This window comes from Streptomyces rubradiris (assembly GCF_016860525.1).
GTDB lineage: Bacteria > Actinomycetota > Actinomycetes > Streptomycetales > Streptomycetaceae > Streptomyces > Streptomyces rubradiris.
Window position 1 is genome coordinate 69,244 of sequence record NZ_BNEA01000001.1, and the last position, 20,947, is coordinate 90,190.

The 20,947-nt window shown below is 75.0% G+C and carries 19 protein-coding genes and 2 pseudogenes; 12 read left to right on the top strand and 9 right to left on the bottom strand.

Annotated features, from left to right (window positions below; all coding sequences use genetic code 11):
* Positions 1-103 precede the first annotated feature (103 nt).
* The 3 genes from Srubr_RS41255 (at position 104) to Srubr_RS00200 (ending at position 3,960) form a co-directional block, all read left to right on the top strand.
* Entirely contained in the window at positions 104-2,455 is a 2,352-nt protein-coding gene (locus Srubr_RS41255; RefSeq protein WP_189991607.1) for a histidine kinase, read from the top strand.
* Complete coding sequence (locus Srubr_RS00195; protein ID WP_189991610.1) at positions 2,452-3,111, top strand: response regulator; 660 nt, start codon at positions 2,452-2,454, stop codon at positions 3,109-3,111. Before Srubr_RS41255 ends, Srubr_RS00195 begins: the two co-directional genes overlap by 4 nt.
* 99 nt (positions 3,112-3,210) lie before the next feature.
* The gene (locus tag Srubr_RS00200) at positions 3,211-3,960 is read left to right on the top strand and encodes an SDR family oxidoreductase (protein ID WP_189991612.1); all 750 of its coding nucleotides are present in this window, start codon (positions 3,211-3,213) and stop codon (positions 3,958-3,960) included.
* Positions 3,961-3,988: 28 nt separating this feature from the next.
* Here Srubr_RS00200 and Srubr_RS00205 read toward each other — a convergent pair whose 3' ends face one another.
* On the bottom strand, positions 3,989-5,215 hold the full coding sequence (locus Srubr_RS00205) for a YihY/virulence factor BrkB family protein (protein WP_229926525.1): 1,227 nt from the start codon (positions 5,213-5,215) through the stop codon (positions 3,989-3,991).
* Positions 5,216-5,336: 121 nt separating this feature from the next.
* On the bottom strand, positions 5,337-5,939 hold the full coding sequence (locus Srubr_RS00210; RefSeq protein ID WP_189991614.1) for an Rv1733c family protein: 603 nt from the start codon (positions 5,937-5,939) through the stop codon (positions 5,337-5,339).
* A gap of 447 nt (positions 5,940-6,386) precedes the next feature.
* On the opposite strand from Srubr_RS00210, the gene Srubr_RS00215 reads away from it, so the two are divergent.
* Together Srubr_RS00215 and Srubr_RS00220 are read left to right on the top strand one after the other, a co-directional pair.
* Positions 6,387-6,800, top strand: a complete 414-nt coding sequence (locus Srubr_RS00215; RefSeq protein WP_189991616.1) for an SRPBCC family protein — start codon at positions 6,387-6,389, stop codon at positions 6,798-6,800.
* 73 nt (positions 6,801-6,873) lie between these two features.
* A complete protein-coding gene (locus Srubr_RS00220; RefSeq protein ID WP_189991618.1) occupies positions 6,874-7,071 on the top strand; it encodes a hypothetical protein in 198 nt (65 codons plus the stop codon).
* A gap of 189 nt (positions 7,072-7,260) precedes the next feature.
* On the opposite strand, the gene Srubr_RS00225 is transcribed toward Srubr_RS00220, so the two are convergent.
* From Srubr_RS00225 to Srubr_RS00240, 4 genes and pseudogenes are all read right to left on the bottom strand, one after another.
* On the bottom strand, positions 7,261-7,788 hold the full coding sequence (locus Srubr_RS00225) for a hypothetical protein (protein ID WP_189991620.1): 528 nt from the start codon (positions 7,786-7,788) through the stop codon (positions 7,261-7,263).
* 127 nt (positions 7,789-7,915) lie between these two features.
* Positions 7,916-9,535 carry an ABC transporter substrate-binding protein gene (locus tag Srubr_RS00230; RefSeq protein ID WP_229926526.1) on the bottom strand — a complete coding sequence of 540 codons (1,620 nt, stop codon included), beginning with the start codon at positions 9,533-9,535 and terminating at the stop codon, positions 7,916-7,918.
* Positions 9,536-9,540: 5 nt separating this feature from the next.
* Positions 9,541-11,709: a hypothetical protein gene (locus Srubr_RS00235; protein ID WP_189991624.1), complete on the bottom strand. Its 2,169-nt coding sequence runs from the start codon at positions 11,707-11,709 to the stop codon at positions 9,541-9,543.
* A 265-nt stretch (positions 11,710-11,974) separates the two neighbouring features.
* Positions 11,975-12,364 (bottom strand): annotated as a pseudogene (locus Srubr_RS00240) (MerR family transcriptional regulator); the annotation flags it as partial.
* Between the two features lie 83 nt (positions 12,365-12,447).
* Here Srubr_RS00240 and Srubr_RS00245 point away from each other — a divergent pair.
* The gene (locus Srubr_RS00245; protein ID WP_189991628.1) at positions 12,448-13,104 is read left to right on the top strand and encodes an SDR family NAD(P)-dependent oxidoreductase; all 657 of its coding nucleotides are present in this window, start codon (positions 12,448-12,450) and stop codon (positions 13,102-13,104) included.
* A 349-nt stretch (positions 13,105-13,453) separates the two neighbouring features.
* Here Srubr_RS00245 and Srubr_RS41770 read toward each other — a convergent pair.
* Positions 13,454-13,560: pseudogene (locus Srubr_RS41770) on the bottom strand (IS5 family transposase); the annotation flags it as partial.
* Between the two features lie 197 nt (positions 13,561-13,757).
* Positions 13,758-15,029 (bottom strand): FAD-dependent oxidoreductase, encoded by a 1,272-nt coding sequence (locus Srubr_RS00250; protein WP_189991630.1) that lies wholly within the window; start codon positions 15,027-15,029, stop codon positions 13,758-13,760.
* A 158-nt stretch (positions 15,030-15,187) separates the two neighbouring features.
* On the opposite strand from Srubr_RS00250, the gene Srubr_RS00255 reads away from it, so the two are divergent.
* Entirely contained in the window at positions 15,188-15,679 is a 492-nt protein-coding gene (locus tag Srubr_RS00255; RefSeq protein ID WP_189991632.1) for a DUF1360 domain-containing protein, read from the top strand.
* 88 nt (positions 15,680-15,767) lie between these two features.
* Here the strand turns inward: Srubr_RS00255 and Srubr_RS00260 are convergent, their stop codons facing one another.
* Complete coding sequence (locus tag Srubr_RS00260; protein ID WP_189991633.1) at positions 15,768-16,505, bottom strand: MgtC/SapB family protein; 738 nt, start codon at positions 16,503-16,505, stop codon at positions 15,768-15,770.
* Between the two features lie 188 nt (positions 16,506-16,693).
* On the opposite strand from Srubr_RS00260, the gene Srubr_RS00265 reads away from it, so the two are divergent.
* The 5 genes from Srubr_RS00265 to Srubr_RS00280 all read left to right on the top strand — a co-directional run bounded on the left by Srubr_RS00265 (position 16,694) and on the right by Srubr_RS00280 (position 20,919).
* The gene (locus Srubr_RS00265; protein ID WP_189991635.1) at positions 16,694-17,128 is read left to right on the top strand and encodes a DUF2267 domain-containing protein; all 435 of its coding nucleotides are present in this window, start codon (positions 16,694-16,696) and stop codon (positions 17,126-17,128) included.
* Positions 17,129-17,455: 327 nt separating this feature from the next.
* Positions 17,456-17,968, top strand: a complete 513-nt coding sequence (locus tag Srubr_RS00270; protein WP_189991637.1) for an ANTAR domain-containing protein — start codon at positions 17,456-17,458, stop codon at positions 17,966-17,968.
* A gap of 184 nt (positions 17,969-18,152) precedes the next feature.
* Positions 18,153-19,331: an AI-2E family transporter gene (locus Srubr_RS00275; protein ID WP_189991639.1), complete on the top strand. Its 1,179-nt coding sequence runs from the start codon at positions 18,153-18,155 to the stop codon at positions 19,329-19,331.
* A 176-nt stretch (positions 19,332-19,507) separates the two neighbouring features.
* Entirely contained in the window at positions 19,508-19,639 is a 132-nt protein-coding gene (locus Srubr_RS41260) for a hypothetical protein (RefSeq protein ID WP_268257564.1), read from the top strand.
* Between the two features lie 134 nt (positions 19,640-19,773).
* Entirely contained in the window at positions 19,774-20,919 is a 1,146-nt protein-coding gene (locus Srubr_RS00280) for an FUSC family protein (protein ID WP_373313405.1), read from the top strand.
* Positions 20,920-20,947: the final 28 nt, after the last annotated feature.

Genomic DNA, 20,947 nt, shown 5'->3' on the forward strand with positions numbered 1-20,947 from the left:
TCGGCCCACGGCAGGAGCGGTGTCTCTACCCCTGGTTGGGGACGCACCTCCACCCCGGGGCCGGTGCCCACCGCACCGAGCGGCCCTTACGCTCGTCGGCGACATGGAGACGATACGCAACTGGCTTCTGCCCCTGCTGCTGGCGGCCGGGCAGGGCGTCCTGCTGTGGCCCGGTGTGTACCCGGACGGCCGCCCCGGCCCGCTCGCCCTGGCCGCCGTGCTGTGCGCGCTGACCGTGGAGACGGCCGCGCTGGCATGGCGCCGTACCGCACCGGTGCGGTCGCTGGCCGGCACCCTGGCCGCCGGGACGCTCGGCGGGCTCGCCTGGCCGGACGGCTATGTGGGCCTCGGCTCGCTGATCGCCCTGTACTCCGTCGCCGTGCGCTGCCCGGTGCCGGTCATGGTGCGCGCGCTGGCCGCCGTGGTGGGCGTCGAATGGGTGGGAGCCGCGGTGACGGAGGGCCTGCGGGCCCCGCTGCTGTCCATGATGGCCATCTCGCTGGGCACCTGTGTGCTGTGCGCGGGGCTCGGCGAGGCCCGGCGCCAGTGGCTCGCCGGCCGGCTGACCGCCGCCCGGCGGCTGGCCGGGGCGGAGCAGGCCCGCCGCCTCGCGGGCGACCAGGAGCGCCGGCGGCTGGCCCGGGAACTGCACGATGTGAGCGCCCATCACCTCACCTCCGTCGTGGTGACCGTGGACGCGGCACTGCGGCTCCGGGACGACCGTCCCGAGCTGACCGCAGAGGCGCTGGCGTTCGCCGAGCGCACCGGCACGGAGACCCTCACCGCGCTGCAACGGCTCGTGGGGCTGCTGCGGGACACCGGCCGCCCGGACCACCGGCCGATGAGCGGGCGGATCGAGGAACTCGTCGCGGGTTTCGGCCGGCTGGGCCGTCCGGTCACCGCGCGGATACCGGACGACCTCGCGGGCCCGGCGGCCGAGGCGGTGCACGGCATCGTCCGCGAGGCCCTGACCAACGCGCTGCGGTACGCGCCCGGCGCCGCCACCCGGGTGGACGTCCGGCGGGTGGACGGGCTGCTGGAGCTGACGGTGGAGAACGCGCCGCCGCGCCTCACCGCGCAGGGCGCCGGGGGGCTCGGCGCGGGGCGCGGCGTGGCCGGGATGCGCGAGCGGGCCGCCTCCGTCGGCGGCGAGCTGACCGCCGGGCCCACCCCGCAGGGCGGCTGGCGGGTACGCGCGACGCTGCCCGACGCCGCCGCGGCGCGGCGGCCGGAGGAGACCGGCTGGCGGCGTGACGTCCTGCGGGAGCAGCGGTTCGCCGATCCCGCGCTGATGCTGGCCGCGATGCTGCTGCCGGTGGCGTACGCGCTGGCGGACCTGGAGGGCTGGCCGGGTGCCGCGCGCCGGGCCGTGCTGCCGGAGCTGCTGCTCGTGTGCGGCCTGCTGGTGCTGCACGCGCTGCCGCTGCTGTGGCGCAGGCGGGCCCCCTGGGCGGTGTTCGGCGCGGTGCTGGCCACCGCCTGCGCGGGCCCGGTGGCCGTCGTCGCGGTGCCCCTGCCGTCCCAGGTCGCGCAGTTCCTGGCCGCCGGCACACTCGTGGAGACCCTGGCCGTGTACGCCGTCGCGGCCTACGGTCAGGGGGCCGGGCACACCTGGCCGGCGCCGGCCGTGGCCACGCTCGGGGCGGCCGGTGCCGTGTCGGTGATCGCGTGCGCCGACGGCATGGTGGCGGGCGAGCCGGCGGGCCCGGCCGATGTGGTTCTGCTGGCGTTCATGCTGTCCGTGATGACGGCCCCGGTGTTCACCGCCGTGTGGGGTGCGGGTCTGCTGGTGCGCCGCCGCCGGGTGCGGGCGGTGGCCTACGACGACTTCGCGTTCGCCAGCTCGATGTGGCAGGCGGACCGGGCGGCCGAGGCCGAACGGCAGCGGCTGGCGGCCACGTTGCGCGAGGCGGTGCTGTCGCACACCCGGGCGCTGGTCGGCGCGGCCCGCCGGGGTGAGCCGGCGGAGGTCGCGGACACGGCCCGGGCGGCGCTGGCCGCGATGCGGGAGATGCTGCGCGGTCTGGCGGACGGCGGCGAGGGCGGGCCCGGCGGGCCGCTGGCCCCGTCGCCGTCCGCCGCCGATCTCGACGCGCTGTGCCGGGCGCTGCGCTCGGCCGGCCGGGAGGTCCGGCTGCGGGGGCTGCCGGAGGCCGCCCGGGGGCTGCCGCCGTCCACGCAGGTGTCGGTGTACCGGATCGTCGAGGCCGCGCTCGGCGCGGGCGATCCGGGCCCGGCGCGGGTGACCCTGCGGCGCCGCCGCGGCACCCTGCGGATCACGGTGACCGGGGTGCGGCTGGCCGTCGCGGGTCCGGTCGCCGAACGCCTGCGGGTGCAGGTCGCCGCCGGTGAGGGGCGGATCGTGTGCGAACCGGCCGGTAGGCTACGGGTGTCGTTGCCGGCCGGGGCTCCAGGGGCCCCCGTCCAGGAGGTGTCCCCGTCGCCATACGCGTGATCGTCGTCGACGACCAGGCCGTGGTCCGCGCCGGATTCGCGGCCATCGTGGACGCCGAACCCGATCTGACCGTGGTGGCCGAGGCCGGTGACGGGGCGACGGCCGTGTCACTCGCCGCGGCGTATCAGGCCGATGTCGTCCTGATGGACATCCGGATGCCGGGCATGGACGGGCTCACCGCCACCCGGCTGGTCACCGCGCCGCCCGGCGGACCCCGGGTGCTGGTGCTCACCACGTTCGACCTGGACGAGTACGTGTACGAGGCGCTGCGGGCCGGGGCGTCCGGGTTCCTGCTGAAGGACGCCCGGCCCGACGAGCTGCTGTCCGCGATCCGGGTGGTCGCGGCCGGCGACGGCATCCTGGCGCCCGCCGTGACCGGCCGGCTCATCCGCACCTTCGCCCGCGGTGCCCCTCCCCCGCCCAGGGCCGAGGGACCGCTGAGCCGGCTCACCCAGCGGGAGCGCGAGGTCCTGCTGAAGATCGCGTCCGGGCTGACCAACGCCGAGATCGGCGCCGAACTCGGCGTCACCACCGGCACGGTCAAGAGCCACGTCAACGCGCTGCTGTCCAAACTCGGGCTGCGCGACCGGGTCCAGGCCACGATCCTCGCCTACGAGACGGGCCTGATCAGCCCGCGCGGCCCCCTGCCGGGCTGACCGCGCCCGCCCCGGCGGGGTCGCTGTCCGGCCACACCCGGGCAGGTACGTGTCCGTTCCCCGCCGGTGCTCCCGGGCCCCGGGCGGTGGGATGGACACATGACTTCACGAGAGCGACTGAACGGCAGGACGGCCCTGGTCACCGGCGGCAGCCGGGGCATCGGCGCGGCGACGGCCCGGCGGCTGGCCCGGGAGGGCGCGGACGTGGCCCTGACGTATGTGCGCGACAAGGACGCGGCCGACGCGGTCGTACGGGACATAGAGGCGCTGGGGCGGCGGGCGGTGGCCCTGCGCGCCGACGCGGCGGACGCGGTGGAGGCGGCGGACGCGGTACGGCGGGCCGCCGGGGAACTGGGCGGGCTAGACGTGCTGGTGGGCAACGCGGCCGTCGGGGTGATGGAACCGCTGGAGCACCTGTCCCTCGCCGACGTCGACCGCGTCCTCGCGGTGAACGTGCGCGGTGTGTTCCTCACGGCCCGGTCCGCCGCCGCGCTGATGGGGCCCGGCGGACGGATCGTCACCGTCGGCAGCTGCGTCACCGCGCGGGTGCCGGGGCCCGGGGCCACGCTGTACGCGATGAGCAAGTCCGCCGTGGCCGGGCTGACGAAGGCGCTGGCGCGGGAGCTGGCCGGGCGCGGCATCACGGCGAACGTGGTGCATCCGGGCCCGACCGACACCGACATGAACCCGGCGGACGGCCCCCATGCCGCCGGTCAGGCGGCCATGACCGCGCTCGGCCGGTTCGGCACGGCCGAGGAGGTGGCGTCCATGGTGGCGTTCCTCGCCGGGCCGGAGGCGGCCTATGTGACGGGCGCGGAGTTCTCGGTGGACGGCGGCTACGCGGCCTGAGCCGGCCGGGCCGGGGAGGGGGTGTGTGTCATGGCCGGTCCAGGCGGCGTACGTCCTCCTCGTCCCACTTCCGGGTGTCGCGGGGCCGCACGTAGGGCTCGGCGCGGGGCGGGTGGCCGCCGGCGATGGCCCGCTGCCGCAGGGTCTCCGCGTCGAACTCCAGGCCCAGCAGGATGGCCAGGTTGGTGATCCACAGCCAGACCAGGAAGACGATGACGCCGGCCATCGCGCCGTAGGTCTTGTTGTACGAGGCGAAGCCGGCGACGTAGAACGCGAAGCCGGCGGACGCCACCAGCCAGATCAGCAGGGCGAGGACGCTGCCCGGGGTGATCCACCTGAAGCCCCTGACCTTGGCGTTGGGGGTCGCCCAGTACAGGATCGCGATCATGAAGGTGACCAGCAGGACGAGCACCGGCCACTTGGCGATCGACCACGCCGTCAGGGCCGCGTCGCCGAGGCCGAGCGCCCGTCCGGCGCGCTCGGCCAGGCCGCCGGTGAAGACGACGATGAGCGCGCCGGCCACGGAGAGCACCATCAGGACGACCGTGACGCCCACCCGCACCGGGAGGATCTTCCACACCGGGCGGCCCTCGGGCATGTCGTAGACGGCGTTGGCGGCGCGGATGAAGGCGGCCACGTAGCCGGACGCCGACCACACGGCCAGCACGATGCCGACCAGCGCCATCACCGAGCCGATACCGGCCTTGCCCTGTAGTTCTCCCACGGTCCGCACGAGGATGTCCCGGGCGGGGCCGGGGGCGAGCTCGCGGACGTTGGCCAGTACCCGGTCCGTGGCCGACCGGCCGACGACGGACAGCAGGGAGACCAGCACCAGCAGGGCGGGGAACAGGGACAGTACGCCGTAGTAGGTGAGCGCCGCGGCCCGGTCGGTCAGCTGGTCGTCCCGGAACTCGCGCAGCGCGCCCCGGAACACCGCGCCCCAGGCCCGCCGGGGCAGCCGGACCGGGCTGTCCGGCGCCGCCCGCTCCGTCTCCGGCGCGGGCCCGGCCTCCTCCGGCGCGGGCGGCCGGACGTCCCGGTCCTCATCGCGGTCCGGCACCGCCCGCCCCTGCTCCGGCGCGGGCCCGGCCTCCTCCGGCGCGGATGCCCGGACGTCCCGGTCCTCATCGCGGTCCGGCACCGCCCGCCCCGGCTCCGGCGCGGGCCCGGCCTCCCGCCGCGTGGGCGTCGAAGGCTCCTGGTTCTCGGCGGCGGCCTGCCGGTGACGCCGCCGGGGAACGTGCAGCTTGGTCATGGGGGTCGGGTAACCAGCCGGGCCGTCCTCACGCGCGCGGGTGAGCCGGCGGCGGATTCGGCCGGCGGGAGGAGGGCCTGGCCGGGCGCCTCCGGAGAGGCCCGCCTCCGGCGGCGCCCGGTCAGCCGACGCCGCCGCTGAGGTTCCCCCACCGGGGTCCGACCCGCCCCCACTCCTCGTCCCACTCGGCCATGCGCCGCCGGATGAGCGAGCCGCGGACCAGCCGTACGCCGCCCCAGACCAGCGCGCCGGCCGCCGGGGCGACGAGGGCGCCGGTGAGGGCCGCCTGGACGTCGGCGGCCGTGCCGGTGACGGGCGCGGGCACGACCCGGCCGGCCTGGTCCGTCCACACCGTGACCCGGCTGCCGGCGGGGGCGCCGGGGGCGACCTTGACCTGGTCGGTGCGCACCGTTCCGTTCTGGTCCGTCCAGCGCACGGTCGCCCACACCCGCCCGGCCGCGTAGCCGCCGCCCGCGGCCGGGGTGCGGGGCGCGCCGTCGGTGAGCACGGCGGAGACGGGGTGCAGTTGGGCCAGCCGCGCCGTGAACGCGGACTCGGAGGCCCGGGCCGCCGCCACGCCCGCGACGATCCCGGCGAGCAGGGCCAGCAGCCAGCCGGCGAGCACGATCCATGCCTCGACGACATCGCTGTGCCGCTTCAGCGGGTTGCGCCGCCAGCGCCACAGCCGCACTCGGGTGACCGCCGTGGGGGGTGTCCGTGTCATCGCCACCGCCTCCTTCCGCGCACCGGCGGCCCGCGACCGGGGGGCCTGACGCGGTGACCGGGACCCGGCCGCGGAGCGAGCGTCACGACACCATCCTGCACCCGACCGGGCCGCTCGTACGCCCTGCCGCGGCACCCCGCTTCGGGCGACGGGGTCGGCGGGAGGCCGAGCACGGGCAGGAGCAGCGGCAGGCCGGCGCCGGTGAGGGCCGGCGGCAGGTCCTGGACAACGCGTTCCACAACGACGCTCCCCCGGCCAGGACGCCGACGACGACCGCCACGACGGTGGTCGCCGTGCGTGGGCACGGCGTGTCCCTGGTGGAGCGGACGGCGCGCGCGGCGGTCCGAGCCCGTCCGTCGCCCACGGTCGGCGGCGGGGGCTTTTCGGCGGCCGTGGAAGGGGCACGCGGTCGGGGTACGACTTCCGACCGGAAGGGGCGCTACCGCGATGTCCGAGTACGAACGTTCCCGCACGATGCCCGCGCAGCCCGAGCACGTCTTCGATCAGGCGGCCAACGTCGCCCAGCTCGACGCCTGGCTCCCGGACGCCCTGCACGTGCGCGTCGAGGACCCGCCCGCCGTGACCGTGCACGAGGACCTGTCCGGCCAGGACCTGCCCGCCCTGCTGCGGGCCGAGCCGGACCAGATGCGGCTGGAGTGGGGCACCCGCGAGCAGGGCGCCTACACCGGCTGGCTCCAGGTGGCGGGCATCGGCAGCGGCGCCAGCGAGGTGACCGTGCACCTGTCGTTCTTCGACGAGAGCCACGACCCGGGCGAGCGGGCGGTGGGCGAGGCGCTGGACGGCAGCCTGCGGCGGCTGGAGGAGCAGGTGCGCGTGCGGACCGACAACGCGGCCGGCTGATCCGCGCACCGGGAGCCCGGGTGGGCGTTTGCCGGGGAAAGGCGCGGCGACCCGGGGGCCGGAGGTGATCGCCGTGCCCGAACCCGGCAGCAAGAAGTACGACACCCGCAGGGCTCGGCTGCGCAAGGAGGCCGAGCGCTCGGGGATCTCCGACCAGGACGCCAACGCCGTCGCCAAGGAGACCTTGCGGCAGGAGCCGGAAGAGCGGAGCGGGGGCCCGAAGACGGAACGCGGTCGCGGTCCGAAGGGCGAACGGCCGGAGAACGCGTAGCCCGCCGGCCCACTCCGGCCCGGCACCGAGCACCAGCCGGATGCCGAGTCCCAGACACCGAACAGTCGGAGACCGCGGGCCTCCCCGATCCGCCGGGGAGCCCGCGGCGTGCGCCGGGCCGGGCCGCAGCCGGCACCGGCCGTGGACCGGTCTCGGCGCGCCGCCCCGCCGGAACGGCTCGTCCGGCGGTCAGGCCGCGAGCGGGCGTTCCGGCGCGAGGCGGTCCAGGAGCTGGTCGCGGTGCAGCGCGGCCACGGGGGCCAGCAGGTCGGGGTGGCGGAGCAGCGCTGCGGCGCGGCGGTCGCGGTCGTCGGGGGCGAGCAGCCGGCGGTACTCGGCCGGCGCGTGGGCGGTGTCTCCGCCGTCGGCGAGCGCGGTGACCGCGAGGACGGCCAGCCCGGGGTCGGTGAGCAGCGCGGCGGCCCAGCTGGCCACGACCTCGTCCACCCAGGTGCGCCAGGCCCAGTCCTCGGCGGCGTGCTCGCCGGCCGGTTCCGCGCCGGTGATCCAGTCGAGGCGGGCGGCGCCGCCGGGGCCGGCCAGGGTGACCAGGCCCGCGTCGATCTCGGTCGGGTAGCGCAGCCGGGCCGCGACCGTCGCCGCCTGCCGGGCCTGCGCCTCGCACAGCGCGGCGGCGAGCGCGCCGCCGCTGGGCGGGTAGGCGACCGTCAGCCAGCGCGCCGTGGCGGCGATCAGGGGGGACAGGTCAGTGAGCACAGCCGGGCCGTCCGAGGTGAGGGGATACAGGGCTCCTCGCCACGGTAGCCGGGCGTCCGGCGTGCCCGGGAGGGGGTGCGCACCAGGTCATATGTGAGGTGACGCACGCCCGCGCCGGGTCGCGGTGTCAGGGGGTGCTGCTGGGGATGACGCAGTTCTTCGGCTGGGGAGCGCCGGTGGGCCAGCCCAGGCCGACGTACTTGAGGGTGCCCTCGCCCTTGCGGCCCGGGTCCAGTTCGACCACCGCCACCGGCTTGTCGTACGGGTTGCCGCCGCCGGTCAGGCAGATCAGGCCGCTGGTTCCCGGCACCCGGTGCTGGGCGTTCATCCGTACCCACTCCTGGCCGACCTCCCTCAGGCCCGGGACCTTCTCGGCGGGGCCGCTCTGCACTTGGTGCAGCGCGGTGCCGACGGTGACCATGCCGTCGTACACGAGCATCGTGCGGGAGTCGTCCAGGTTGGGCGCGGCGCCGAGGTCGGTCCTGCGGAGCCGGACGGTTTCGATCAGGTCCCGCAGGTCGTCCAGGGCCTTCTTGGGCTCCGCGAGGTACTGGGGCAGTTCCCTCGCGGTGGGCTCCCGTCCGTGGCTGTCGCGCCAGTCCTTCCGCCAGGCGGTCAGCTCGGTCTCCCAGGCCGCGGGGTGCGCGGGGGCGGCGTACTGCACCGTCACCTTGGCCTGGCCATCCGTGCCGCGCAGCTTCTCCCAGTCGTCCCCGCTCATGTACTGCCGCAGCGAGGCGGCGTCGGAGCCGCTGATGATGGTGTAGTGCCGCTTCGCGCAGCCGACCTCGGCGAGCTTGAGCGCGAAGAGCCGCAGGTGCAGCGTGCGCCCCGCGAAGTAGACGGTGTCGGCCTCGGAGCTGCAGATGTTGTTGGCGATCTCGGTGAAATCGTTGCCGGTGGAGCCCGCCTCGTCGATCGCCGGGGAGGTGAAGGGCATCTCGGCGGGGCCGGCCGGGCCCTTCTCCTCGATGCTGGCGAACGCCTTCGCCAGCGACTCGTTGTAACTGTCCTGGCGGGTGTCGTGGACCAGCACCGTGCGGCGGTCCTCCCGGCGCTGTCCCCCGGTGAAGGCGGCCAGCGCCCGGGCCACCTCGAGGTTGGTGGGGATGATCCGGGCCAGGCCGGGGAACTTCGGCTTCGCCACCGCGTCCAGGCCCTCCTCGTTCGCGATCCCGTCGCCGGTGATCCGGGAGGCGAGCACGGGGACCTTGTGCGCGGTCAGGCGTCTGACGGCCTCTGTCGTGGCGTCGAGGCTGAGGTTGAAGCCGGTGACGGCGCGCAGCCGGTCCTCGGGCGAGCGGGCCATGCGCAGCAGGGTGTCCACGACCGGTGCCTGGTGCGCGTACTCCCGGCCGGGATTGGCCAGCACCAGCCGTATCTTCGGCGGTTCGCCCTCGCCCTCGTTGGCCTGCAGCTGGCCCAGGTAGGCCCCGTGGAGGTCGCTGCGTATCTGCCGGCGCAGCGCCTCGCTGCCGGACTGGAGCGGCAGCATCATCGCCACCGTCACATGCGGCTCCTTCTCGATCCTCTCGTTCTCCTGGGCGATGGCCCGGGCGACGCCGCTGATCTCCGGGGTGTCGAAGTCGTAGCCCTCGCCGTTGACGCCGACGCACTCGTCGCCGATCCGCTCGACGCCGTCCGCGCAGGTGTCCGGCCGGTGGAGGAAGGTCCACCCGAACAGGCCCCCGGCCACCAGGACCGCCGTGCCCAGCAGGGCGTAGAGGATCTTCTTCCACCTGGGCATCCGCGTCATCTCCTTCGCCCGAGCTGATCGGTGCAGGTGCAGCGCAGCAGCGGCTGGTCGTTCTCCGCGAGCCCGCTCCACTCGGTGGCGGTCCGGCCCAGTTGCCCGGCGCCCTCGAACTCCATGATCGACAGGAGGTCCAGCAGTTTGGCCAGCGTGCGGGCGGTCTCCCGGCCGGTGGGCCTGGTCCGCTCCTCGCACAGCCACACCGCGTGCAGCAGCTGGTCGACCGTGCGGCGCAACGCCGGTCCGTCCACCGCGACCAGCCCCTGGGCGCGCTCCCGGCGGGTGTCCGCGCCCGACGGGTACGGCGCCTGGGCGATCTCCAGCAGCTCCGCACACCACTCCCGGGGGCGGCCGGGCAGCGTGCCGGCCAGATGGCGGACCACGTCGTCGACCCCGCCGGAGACCAGGTGGTGGTTCATCCGGTGTGCGGTGACCGAGTGGAAGGCGGTCCCGCTCGGTGCCCCTTCGTCCGCCGCGCGTCCGGTGTAGTGGTCGCGCAGCAGATGGTGGTCGGCGTACCAGGCGGCGCCGTCGGGGAGCAACGCGTACAGCCGGTGCACCAGCAGCTGGCGCAGACCGAAGTCCCCGATGAAGTGCCGTTCGCAGGCGGGCCATCCGGTGTCGGTGAGCAACTGCTCCACGTGATGGGCCGTCAGCCGGTGGACGTGGCCCCGCTGATGGTGGCGCAGCAGCACGTCCGCGCACTCGGTGTCGTGCGCCACCGACAGATGGGTGAGCAGGTCGAGCCAGTGGTCGTGGTGTTCGGCCGGCAGCCGCACCGGAAGCTGGTCCAGCACGAGTTCGCGCAGCAGCACCTCGGCCACGGGCCGCTCGGCGGCGCCGTCAGCCGTGACGTTCAGCGGGGCGTCCAGGATGGCCCGGTCGTTGGCGTCCGCCGGCATGCGGAAGGCGGCGGCGGCCTCGGCCAGCCGGATCACCGTGTGCGGGCGTCCGCCGCTCAGCCGTGCCACGGCGGCGTCGATACGGCGGCGGTTGGTGCCGCCCTCCGGTTCGGCGCGCCGCTGCCTGCGCTCGGTCTCCCGGCGCAGCTGGTCGCCGGTGAGCAGGGGCATCCGCAGCAGCAGGACCCCGTCGGCCAGCGGTGCCCGGCCCGCCGCGGCGTCGGTGCGCCGGGACCATGCGGGCGGGGAGCCGCCGGCCGGCCGGAACTCCGCCGGGGCCGGTACCCCCTCGGGCGGCAGTCCCTCGTACAGGAAGGCGCCGCCGTCCGCGCGGCGCGCGGTGCCGACGATCACCACCCGGTCGCGCTGCCCGTCGCGGCGGTCGATGAGCACGGCGCGCAGCAGTTGCTCGCCCAGCGGTGACTCGGCGCGGTCCAGCAGCACCGCGGGGCGGCCGACCCGGCGCAGCCAGCCGACCGCGCCCGTGTAGGCGGCTTCCAGGTCTTCGCGCAGCGCCTGGAAGAGGAAGCGCTCGGCGACCTCCCGTCCCTCGCCGCCGGCCTTGAAGTCGGCGGCGAGGTCGCGCAGGCCGTGCTCGGGCTGGCCGGCCGCGCCGGGGTAGGCGCCGTAGATGCGGGCCATCTCGGCCTTGCCGCGGGGTGCCAGGCCGGAGACGAGGGCGTCCACGAGGGCGGTGCTCACCGCGGCGGAGTACGGGTCGAGGGCCTGTCCGGACAGCGTGGCCAGCAGGTTCCGGATGGCACCGAGGAGGGCGCCGCGCCAGAAGTCGCCGGCGCCCAGGCCGCGCAGGCGCTGCCGCTGGGGTAACTCCGCGTACCGTTCGACCTCCGCCGCGACCGCCTCGGGGGTGCCGTCCGCGGCACCGGTCGCGATCATCGCGAGGCCCGCGAAGAGCCGCGGGAAGGTGAACGAGCCGCCCGTGCCCTGCCAGGTGGACAGCCGGCGGGCGGCCTCGACCAGGACCTCGGTGGCGGCCGAGCGGGCGCCGGGCTCCGGCTCGGCCCGGTCGGCGTAGACGGGTGAGCCGCAGTCCAGGTAGATCACCGGCAGCTTGGTGGCGAAACGGTCCCGTACGGCGCGCAGCAGCCGCCCCTTGCCCATGCCGGGGCCGCCGGTGAGCAGCACGACCGGGATGTCGGGACCGTACAGCGGTTCACGGCCTGCACCCGAGGGTGACCGCCCGAGCATGCGCGCGAAGAAGCCTTCCTCGCCGAGGAGCCTGTCGAACCCCAGGTCATCACACACGGATCCCTCTGGATGGCTCTCCCGCCCGGGAGCGGGTGATCGTTGTGGCGGAAGGAAATCAGTGGAACACGGAGCCTTCTGTTCCGACAACGGTGCTTACACGAAAGAAAACGCGTCTCGCCCGCCACCGCGCCTATGGCGCCTTGCTCTCCTTCAGCTGACCGAGTTCGTCCACGACGACCAATCGAGACAAGGAGGGGCGAACTCGGTGGTCTCCCCGGCCGGCGTCCGCAGGGCGGCCGCCGGGCCGGTGAAGGCGCGCGCCCGGCTGGGCGGTCCCGGGTGACGAATCCGCTCCGTCGCGGGGCACGGTGTCGAGAACGCGGTCCAGTATCCGCCGGGAATCCTCGAGTCGGACGATCGTCTCGGTCATGCGGGCCCGCTCGCGCCGCAACTCGGCGATGAAGGTGGGACAGCCGGACGGCACTCGCAGTTCGTCCTTGTCGCGCACGCAGTGCACGACTTTGGCGATGACCGAGGTGGAGAGCCCGGCGGCGAGCATCAACCGGATGTGGTTCACCGTGGCGACGTCCGCCTCGGCGTAATCGCGGTAGCCGTTGTCCAACCGGGTCGGCCGGAGCAGGCCCTGCTCCTCGTAGTAGCGCAACAGCCTCCGGCTCACGCCGGTTCGGTGAGCCAGGTCGCCGATTCGCATGCGGTGCCCACTCCTTGACCTTCACATGGATGTGATGCCTTACCGTCCCCAGTATCGTTGATCGTCAAGTGGGGAGCCGGACAATGCCGGGTGCGGTGATCATTGGTGCGGGACCGGGGATCGGGCAGGCAGTCGCCCGTCGGTTCGCCAAGGAGGGTATGCCGATCACGCTGATCGCCAGGGGTGCGCAGACACTGCGCGCCGCGGCGGCCGCGGTCGCTCCCCAAGGCGTGCCAGTCCTCACGGTGCAGGCCGACAGCACCGACCGGGGCGAGTTGGACGCGGCCCTGGACCAGGCCGTCGGAGAGCACGGCGTTCCCGATGTCGCCGTGTACAACGCCGCGTTGGTCCGGGCGGACGAGCTGGGCCAGTTGTCGGTACGGGACCATATGGAGGCGTGGGCGGTCAACGTGGTCGGAGCGCTCAACGCCGCGGCACGCCTCGCGCCGGGCATGGCGACGCGCGGAAGCGGAACGTTCCTCGTCACGGGCGGCATGCCCGAGCCCAAGCCGCAGTACGTGAGCCTCTCCCTGGGCAAGGCGGGCGTGCGGACTCTGGTCGCGCTGCTCGATCAGCAGTACGGGCCCTCCGGGGTGCACGCGGCGAGCGTCACTGTGGACGGCCCGGTCGCCCCCGGCACCGACTTCGACCCCGACGACATCGCGGAGCACTACTGGCGGCTGCACACGCAGCCACGCCACCTGTGGGACCGCGAGGTGCTGCACACCGGCCGCTCCTGAGGACATCTCCCAGCCGAGGTGCTTCCGCCTCACCCGGCCCTCGCGCGATCCGCCCGGTCACATCCCGGCGGGGTTGTGTGGTGAGCCGGCGGTTCGAGGGGACGCGGTCGCTCTCGAGTGCGGCCCGTGGGGTTCAATGCGGGTGTGGAGAACGTGCCGTGGGACCGGCTCTCGGTCGAGGTGCGGTCGGAGGTGGACCGCCTCGTCCCGGCCGGGCGAAACGTGCGGGCGATCGCTGTGATGCGTGACCGTGCCGGTCTGCCGATGCCGAGTCTGCATGAGTGCGTTGCTCTGTTGGATCAGCGATTCGGCGTGTTGCGGCAGGGCCCGACACACGCGTGAAGTCGCCGTCGCGGGCGAGGCGGCGGTGGGTGGTTGCGTGAGCCGGCCGGAGGTCCGCTCGACGACCCATCGCCGCGGAATCACCTTGAAACCCTTCCGGGCAGGGTCGCGGCGTATCCGCAGGGGGTTTCCCATGGGGCGACGTCGTGTGCCGGATACCGCCGCCACGGGAGCCCTTCCCTCCTCGTCCGGCCCGCCAGGCTGACCGGGTCGGTTGCGGCAATTCCCAAGGGGCACCGGACAGGTCGCTCGGATACGGCCGCTGTCCGCCAGGCGTGTCATGAACCGCTCGTCATGGGAAGAAACGCTCTTCAAGGGAGGGTGGGGTGCTCCGTGGCCGACGGTCGGTGGTGGGGCGCCGGGGGCGGGGGGTGTTCGCGGCGGGCGCCGTAGGCGAGGAAGTACGCGGGGAGGCGGCGCAGCCAGGGCGCCGCGGTGACCAGGGTCGCGACGCGCCGGGCGCGCTCCGGGCCGCCCAGGGGCGGGGCACCCCGCAGGACCGGTGCGATGAAGCGGGCGTGGGCGGCCCGCTGGAGCGCCTGCGTGGCGACCGTGGTGGGGCGGCGACGACGCTGCACGGCGCGTACGTCGCGCAGCCGCACCCTCCCCCGCCGCAGCGGCCCGGCCAGGAGGCGGGCGGCGGCGACGGCGTCCTGTACGGCGAGGTTGATGCCGATGCCGAACACCGGGGACATGGCGTGTGCCGCGTCGCCGATGCACAGCAGGCCGGGCCGGTGCCAGCGGCGCAGACGGTCCAGGTGGACGTCGAGCAGCTTGACGTCGTCCCAGGACCCGAGGGCCTGGGCACGGTCGGCGAGCCAGGGGGCGGCGGCGGTGTAGTCGGCCCGGAAGCGGTCGAGGCCGGCGGCGCGGCGCTCGGCGTCGGTGCCCTTGGGGATGAGCGCCGCGCACTGCCAGTAGTCACCGCGGTCGATCATCGCGGCCAGCAGGCCGTCACCGGCGCTGCCGACGAGCCCGGACGGGTCGCCGTCGCGCCGCGGCAACCGGAACCACCAGGCGTCCATGGGGCAGGCGAAGCGGCGCAGCCGCAGTTCCGGCCGGGCGCGCGCCAGCGATCCCCGGCCGTCGCAGGCCACGGTGAGGACGGCGCGCAACGTGCCGGCGCCGCCGTCGGCGGTGCGGTAGCGCACCCCGGTGACCCGCCCGGACTCGACGAGGAACCCCGTCGCCTCGGTGTTCATCCGCAGCTCGAAGGACGGTTCGCGCCGGGCCTCCTCGGCCAGCAGGTCCAGCAGGTCCCACTGGGGCACCATCGCCACGTAGTCGTAGGGACCGCGCAGGACCGAGAGGTCGGCGACCGTGACCGGCGCGCGGCCGGCCCCCACCGGCAGCTGGACGGTGCGGACCCGGCGCTGCGGCAGCCGGGCGAAGCGCTCGGCCAGGCCCAGTTCGTCCAGCAGCGCCAGGGTCGACGGGTGGACCGTGTCGCCGCGGAAGTCGCGCAGGAAGTCGGCGTGTTTCTCCAGCACGGTCACGCGGACCCCGGCGCGGGCCAGCAGCAGCCCGAGCACCATGCCCGCCGGTCCGCCGCCCACGACACAGCATGCGGTCTTGTCGTCCATCGCCTCGCCGCCCTTCTCAAGAGCAGTTATTCATCACGTGATGAATAATATGCGCCTCCGGCCGCCGCCACAAGGCGGAGTGTCGCCACCGGCCGGAGGGGCACTCGTTTCCGCGCCCGGCACGGGGCCGCGGGACACTGTGGGATCTGGGAGGTCTCATGACGACGGACGCCGAACCGTACGACGCCGGGGACGGCCTGCCACTGGGCGGGTACGCCGCCCTTGCCTCCGTGTTCGCGGGAGGCATCGGCTCCTTCGCCCTGCTGGCCCGGCGCCGGGGTGTACGACTGCCACCGGACGTGCCGCCCTGGGACGTGCTGCTCATGGGCACAGCGGCGTACAAGGCGTCCCGGGTGGTGACCAAGGACAAGATCACCAGCTTCCTCCGGGTGCCGTTCACCCGCCGCGCCGACGAGGGCAAGGCCGGCGAGGTCATGGACGAGCCCAGGGGCTCCGGGCTCCGGCGGGCCGTCGGCGACCTGATCTCCTGCCCGTTCTGCACCGCGGCCTGGGCCGCCGGCGCCCTGGCGTGCTCCTACGCCGCGTCACCTCGGCTCACCCGGCTGGTGTGCGCCGGTTTCGGCGCGCTGACCGTGGCGGACTGGCTCCAGTACGCCTGGACCGCGACCCAGCAGACGGTCGAGGACTGAACGGCGGACCACCCCGCGGAAAACCGGCCGAGCGACACCGTGAGCGCCCGTAGGCAAGACCGGGCGCCCGGTCATCACGGGCACACGGTCATTCCTCCTCCCTCGCGGTGGACAGTTCCACGTCCAGCACGCCGTCGTCCCGGAACAGCTCCGACGCCAGCGCGGAGGGGTCCGCGGTGCCCTCCAGTTGCAGCAGCACCCGCGCGGCGTCGTCGGTGCGGCCGGGCAGCCGCTCCACCTTGACCTGCACGATGCGGAAACCGCGCCGGGTGCATGTCTGCAACAGCCGGGGCAGCAGCGCCGTCCCGGTCCGGTAGGTCAGGCGCGCCTCGAACGCGGTGGCGGCCCGGCCGGGGACCAGCCGGGACGACAGCAGCGGGTAACCCCGGACCACCAGGAAGTGCAGGGCCGTCACCGCCAGCGCGAGCACGGGCAGCCCGCCGCCGCAGGCCATGCCGACCGCGCAGGTCAGCCAGATGGTGGCGGCCGTGGTCAGGCCCCGTACGGCGTCCCGTCGTACGAAGATCAGTCCGCCGCCGATGAACCCGATGCCGGAGACGATCTGCGCCGCGACCCGTGAGGGGTCGAAGGACACGTTCTGCAGGCCGAGCACCGCGTTGAAACCGTGCTGGGAGACCTCCATCATCAGGGCGCTCGCGATGCCGACCAGGGTGTGAGTGCGCAGCCCCGCACTCTTCTGCTGGGCCTCGCGCTCCCAGCCGATCAGGCTCGACAGCAGCAGCGCGAGCCCCAGTTCGGCCAGTTGCCGCGGCCCCTGCCCGACGTTGAGGTCCCACAACGGTGCCGCCAGTCCCGCAGCCGCCACACGCACCTCCTGCCTCCGCTGTCGCAGATGCCCCGCTGCCGACACGTACCCCGCGACGGGCGGCCGACGCAACCGGGGCCGCGGCCCGGTCGCCGGTGACGCGGGGCGGGCGCGGGGTACCCGGGCGGACGGGTGCCACGCCCGCCGGAGGGGCGTACGCAGCGCATCGTGCGGAAGGGACCGGTCTCATGCGGCACGACGAGATGATCGGAAAGGTGCAGGCGCTGGCCCAGTTGCCGGACCGGGGTACGGCCGAGCGGGCCACGCACGCCGTCGTCAGCACGCTGGCGGAACGGCTGCCGTCCGGGCTCGCCCGGCATGTGGCCGCCCAGCTGCCGCCGGACATGGCGGCGGCCATGCGGGAAGCGGCCGACGCCTCCGCCGGACGGGACTCCGGGGCCGCGGGCGAGCGGTTCGGGCTGACCACCTTCACCGGACGGGTCGCGGTCCGGGCCGGCACCGACGAGGACCGGGCGCTGCGGGACGCCGCCGCGGTACTGGAGGTGCTGGACGCCGCGCTCGCCCCGGAGCTGACCGAGCGAATGGCGAACGCGCTGCCCGCGGACATCCGGGAGCTGCTGCCGGTGGCCCGCGCGACCCAGGACACGGGGCGGTTCGCCTGACACCGGCGGCCGGCCGGGGACACGGACGGTGGCGCCGCCGGTGACCCGGACGCGCGTGCGCTGCACCCGACCGTACGCGCGTACACCGAACGAGGGCGCCCGGCACGGCGGAAGCACTCCCGTCACACCCCACCGTCGTCACGCCGTACCGCCGTCACGCCTCTCGGCCCCCACCGCCCAGTGCGCGCGGCCCCTCGCCACCCGGTGTGCCGTCCCCCGTGGCCCGCTCCCACGTGACGGCGGTCCATGCGGCTGATTCGATTCGTGTGCAGGCGCCCGCTGGGGGCAGGCGTAGGCCGTGACGCCCCCCACCCGAAAAGGTGCTCCATGGCCTTCTTCGCCCTCTCCCGGAACCAGCCCCTGGCCCTGCTCTCGGCGACCGACCTGGCGGCGGCTTACGACCGGCTGCTGGAGGAGAACCGGCACCTGCGGCGCGCCGTGACCTCGCACGCGGTGATCGACCAGGCCATCGGCGCCGTCGTGGTCCTGGGGCAGATCGCCCCGGAGGAGGCCTGGCGGGCGCTGCGGGACGTCTCCCAGCGCACGAACGTCAAGCTGCGCACGGTCGCCGAGCACGTCCTCGGCTACGTCCAGGGCGGCGCCCTTCCCGAACCCGAGCGGATCGAGCTGGCGAAGGCGATCGTCCGCTACCGCCGGTGCAGCGGGCGGCCCGCGCCGCTCGGTGACGGCGTGCCCGCACCGGCCGGCGACGCCCGGGAACGCGGCGGTGCCGGGAGCGCCACGCCCCGGCGGGCCACGGCTCCCGCCGGTCCCCGGCCCGCTCCGGCCCGTCCGGCAGCAGACGGAGGGAAGGGAACAGCGGCACCGAGACGGGGATGACCAGAGGCTCCCGCCCCGCCGACGCATCGCCGGATGTCCCGGTCCCCGTACGGCCCACCCCTGCGCGGTGGCAGCCTCCCCGGGCGGGATACGGCCACCTGCGCGCCAAACGCGCCGCCCGCGCCCCGTGTGCTTACGGTGCTGTGGAGGTGACCGGCCGTCAGGCGGAGAGGAGGCGGCAGCGGTGGTGGGCGACGCGCGCCGGCCCAGGGGCGGGCGGCCGGGCCGGGCCCGGGGCACGGTCCTGGGCAGCCGGCCGGCGTACTCCGTGCGGCTGCCGGTCCCGCCCCGCGCGGAGCCCGGGGCGGGGCCGGTGCGGGCGGCGGAACGGACGGTGCCCTGGCTGCGGGTGGCCGCGGCGTACGCCTGGCGGCTGATCCTGGTCGGGATCGCCGTCTACGGCGTGTTCAGCCTCCTCGGCAGCTTCCAGCTGGTCGCCGTGGCGCTGTTCGTCGCGCTGGTGGTGACGTCCGTGCTGCGCCCGCCGACCGATCTGCTCGCCCGGTTCCTGCCCCGGCCGTTGTGCGTGGCCGGGACACTGGTGGGCAGTGTGGTGCTGCTGCTGGGCCTGCTCGCGCTGGTGGGCGGCGCGGTGGCGGGCGAGTCGGGGCGGCTGGCGAGCGAGTTCCACGGCGGGGTGGACCGCATCGAGGAGTGGCTGCGCCGGCCGCCGTTCCGGCTGGGTCCGGGCGCGCTGTCCCGGCTCCAGCAGCAGGTGACGCACTACGTGGCCACACACCGGTCGGCGCTGATCAGCAGCGCGGTCGGCGAGCTGGGCCGGGTCGTGGAGCTGGTCACCGGCGCCGCGCTGGCGCTGTTCGCGTCGGTGTTCTTCCTGCACTCCGGGGAGCGCCTGTGGGCCTGGGCGCGGGACCGGCTGCTGCCGAGCGGCGCCCGTCCGGTGTGGGACCGGGCGGGCGGGGCGGCCTGGCGGACCTTCGCGGGGTACACGCGCGGCATCATCATCGTGGCCGCCACCAACGCCGTGCTGGTGGGTGTGGTGCTGCTGGTGCTGAAGGTGCCGCTGGCGCTGCCGCTGACGGTGCTGGAGTTCTTCGCCGCGTTCGTGCCGCTGGTGGGCTCCCCGGTGGCGCTCGGTGTGGCCACGGTGGTCGCCCTGGCCGGGCGGGGTCCGCTGACGGCGGCGGGGGTGCTGGTGCTGATCGTGGTGATCGGCCAGTTGGAGGGGCACGTGCTGCACCCGCTGGTGATGAGCTGGGCGGTGCGGCTGCATCCGCTGGTCGTGGCCGTGTCGGTGATCGCGGGCAGCATCGTCGCGGGGGTGATCGGCGCGGTGGTGGCGGTGCCGCTGGTGTCGGTGGTGTGGGCGGTGCTGAACGCGCTGCGGGCGGCGCCGCCCTGAGCCGTCGGCCGATCCGTCGGATGATCCCTCGTCCGATCCCTCGGCCGATCCCTCGTCCGATCGGTCGGCCGATCCGAACAAGGGATCATCCGAACAAGGGATCACCTGTTCCCTGGAACAGGTGATCGTCGCTCATGCGACCACCGTGACCGGTGTGCCGGGACGACACTCGTGATGTGCGAACGGACGGGCTGCAGACCGGAGTTCACACATGTCCCACTAGGAAACACCGCAAGGAGCAGCACGACATGAACCTTCTCACCGACATCCTCGCCGGCCTCGCCCACTTCCTCGGGTGGCTGATCTGACGCCGCGAGGCGTGTGAGGAACGCGGCGCCGTCTCCCCGTCCCAGGGAGGCGGCGCCGCCGCCGTGTGCGTCGGCACGGATGTGCGCCGGCATGGAAGGGCCCGGGAGGTGGCACCCGGGCCCGCGTGCGTGGGATACGTGGGATACGACTGACCTGGCAGGCTCTGCGACGCGATCTGTCGGCCGCGGCGGGCGCGGCTCGGCGGGCCTGGGCGGGACCCGGACGGGAGCGGGACCTGGCCGTGCAGGCCGTGAAGGCGGCGCTGGCCGCCTGGGTGGCCTGGGCGGTGGCGGGCTGGTGGCTGAAGGCACCGGTGGCGTTCGTCGCCCCCTGGGTCGCGGTGGTGCTGGTGGAGTCGACCGTGTACCGGTCGATGGCGCACGGGCTGCAACAGCTCGCGGCGATCGCCGCCGGCACGGTCGCGGCCACGGCGCTCGGGCTGCTGCTGCCCAGCCCGGTGGCCGCGATGGCGGTGGTCCTGCCGCTGGCGATGCTGTTGGGCCAGTGGCGGCGCCTGGGCAGCCAGGGGGTGTACGCGGCCACCGGCGCCCTGTTCGTGCTGACCGGCGGACCGGTGTCCGTGTCCACCTCCGCGGCCCGGCTCGCCGAGGCCCTGTTCGGCGCGGTCGTCGGCATCGCGGTCAACGCGCTGGTCCGGCCGCCGCTGTATCTGCGCGACACCCAGGCGGCACTGCGGGACGCGGTGGCGGAGGCGCACGGCATCCTGCGGGACGTGGCGGACGGGCTGGCCGCGGGCCGCTGGGACGCCGCGGAGGCCGGTGCCTGGCACGACCGCGCCCTGCGGCTGCCCCGGCGGGTGGAGCAGGCCCGCTCGTCGGTGGAGTGGAGCCGGGAGAGCCTGCGCGTCAACCCGCGCCGCCGCAGGGGGGCCGTGCCGCCGCCCGGCAAGGGGTACGAGGACGCGCTGATGGTCCTGGACTACGCGGCCGTGCACACCGCCGAGGTGACCCGCACGGTGCTGGAGGCCGCCGCCGAGGACCGCTCCGCGCCCCGGCCGGACCCCGCGCTCGCCCGGCGGTACGGGCAGTTCCTGTGCCGCACCGCCGACGCACTGCGGCTCTACAGTCACAGCCGGTTCGGCGACGACCACGAGGGCGAGCTGCGCGAGGCCGTGGCGGACCTGCGCGACGCCCTCACCGTGCTGCGCCGGGACCTCGCCCGCGCCACGACAGACGATCCCGACGAGGTCGCCACCTACGGCGTCCTGCTGGCCCAGGCCCACCGGCTGGCCGACCAGCTGCTCGCCTCGGGCACCTAGCCCGTCTCCCTCTTCCGCGAGTCGGCAA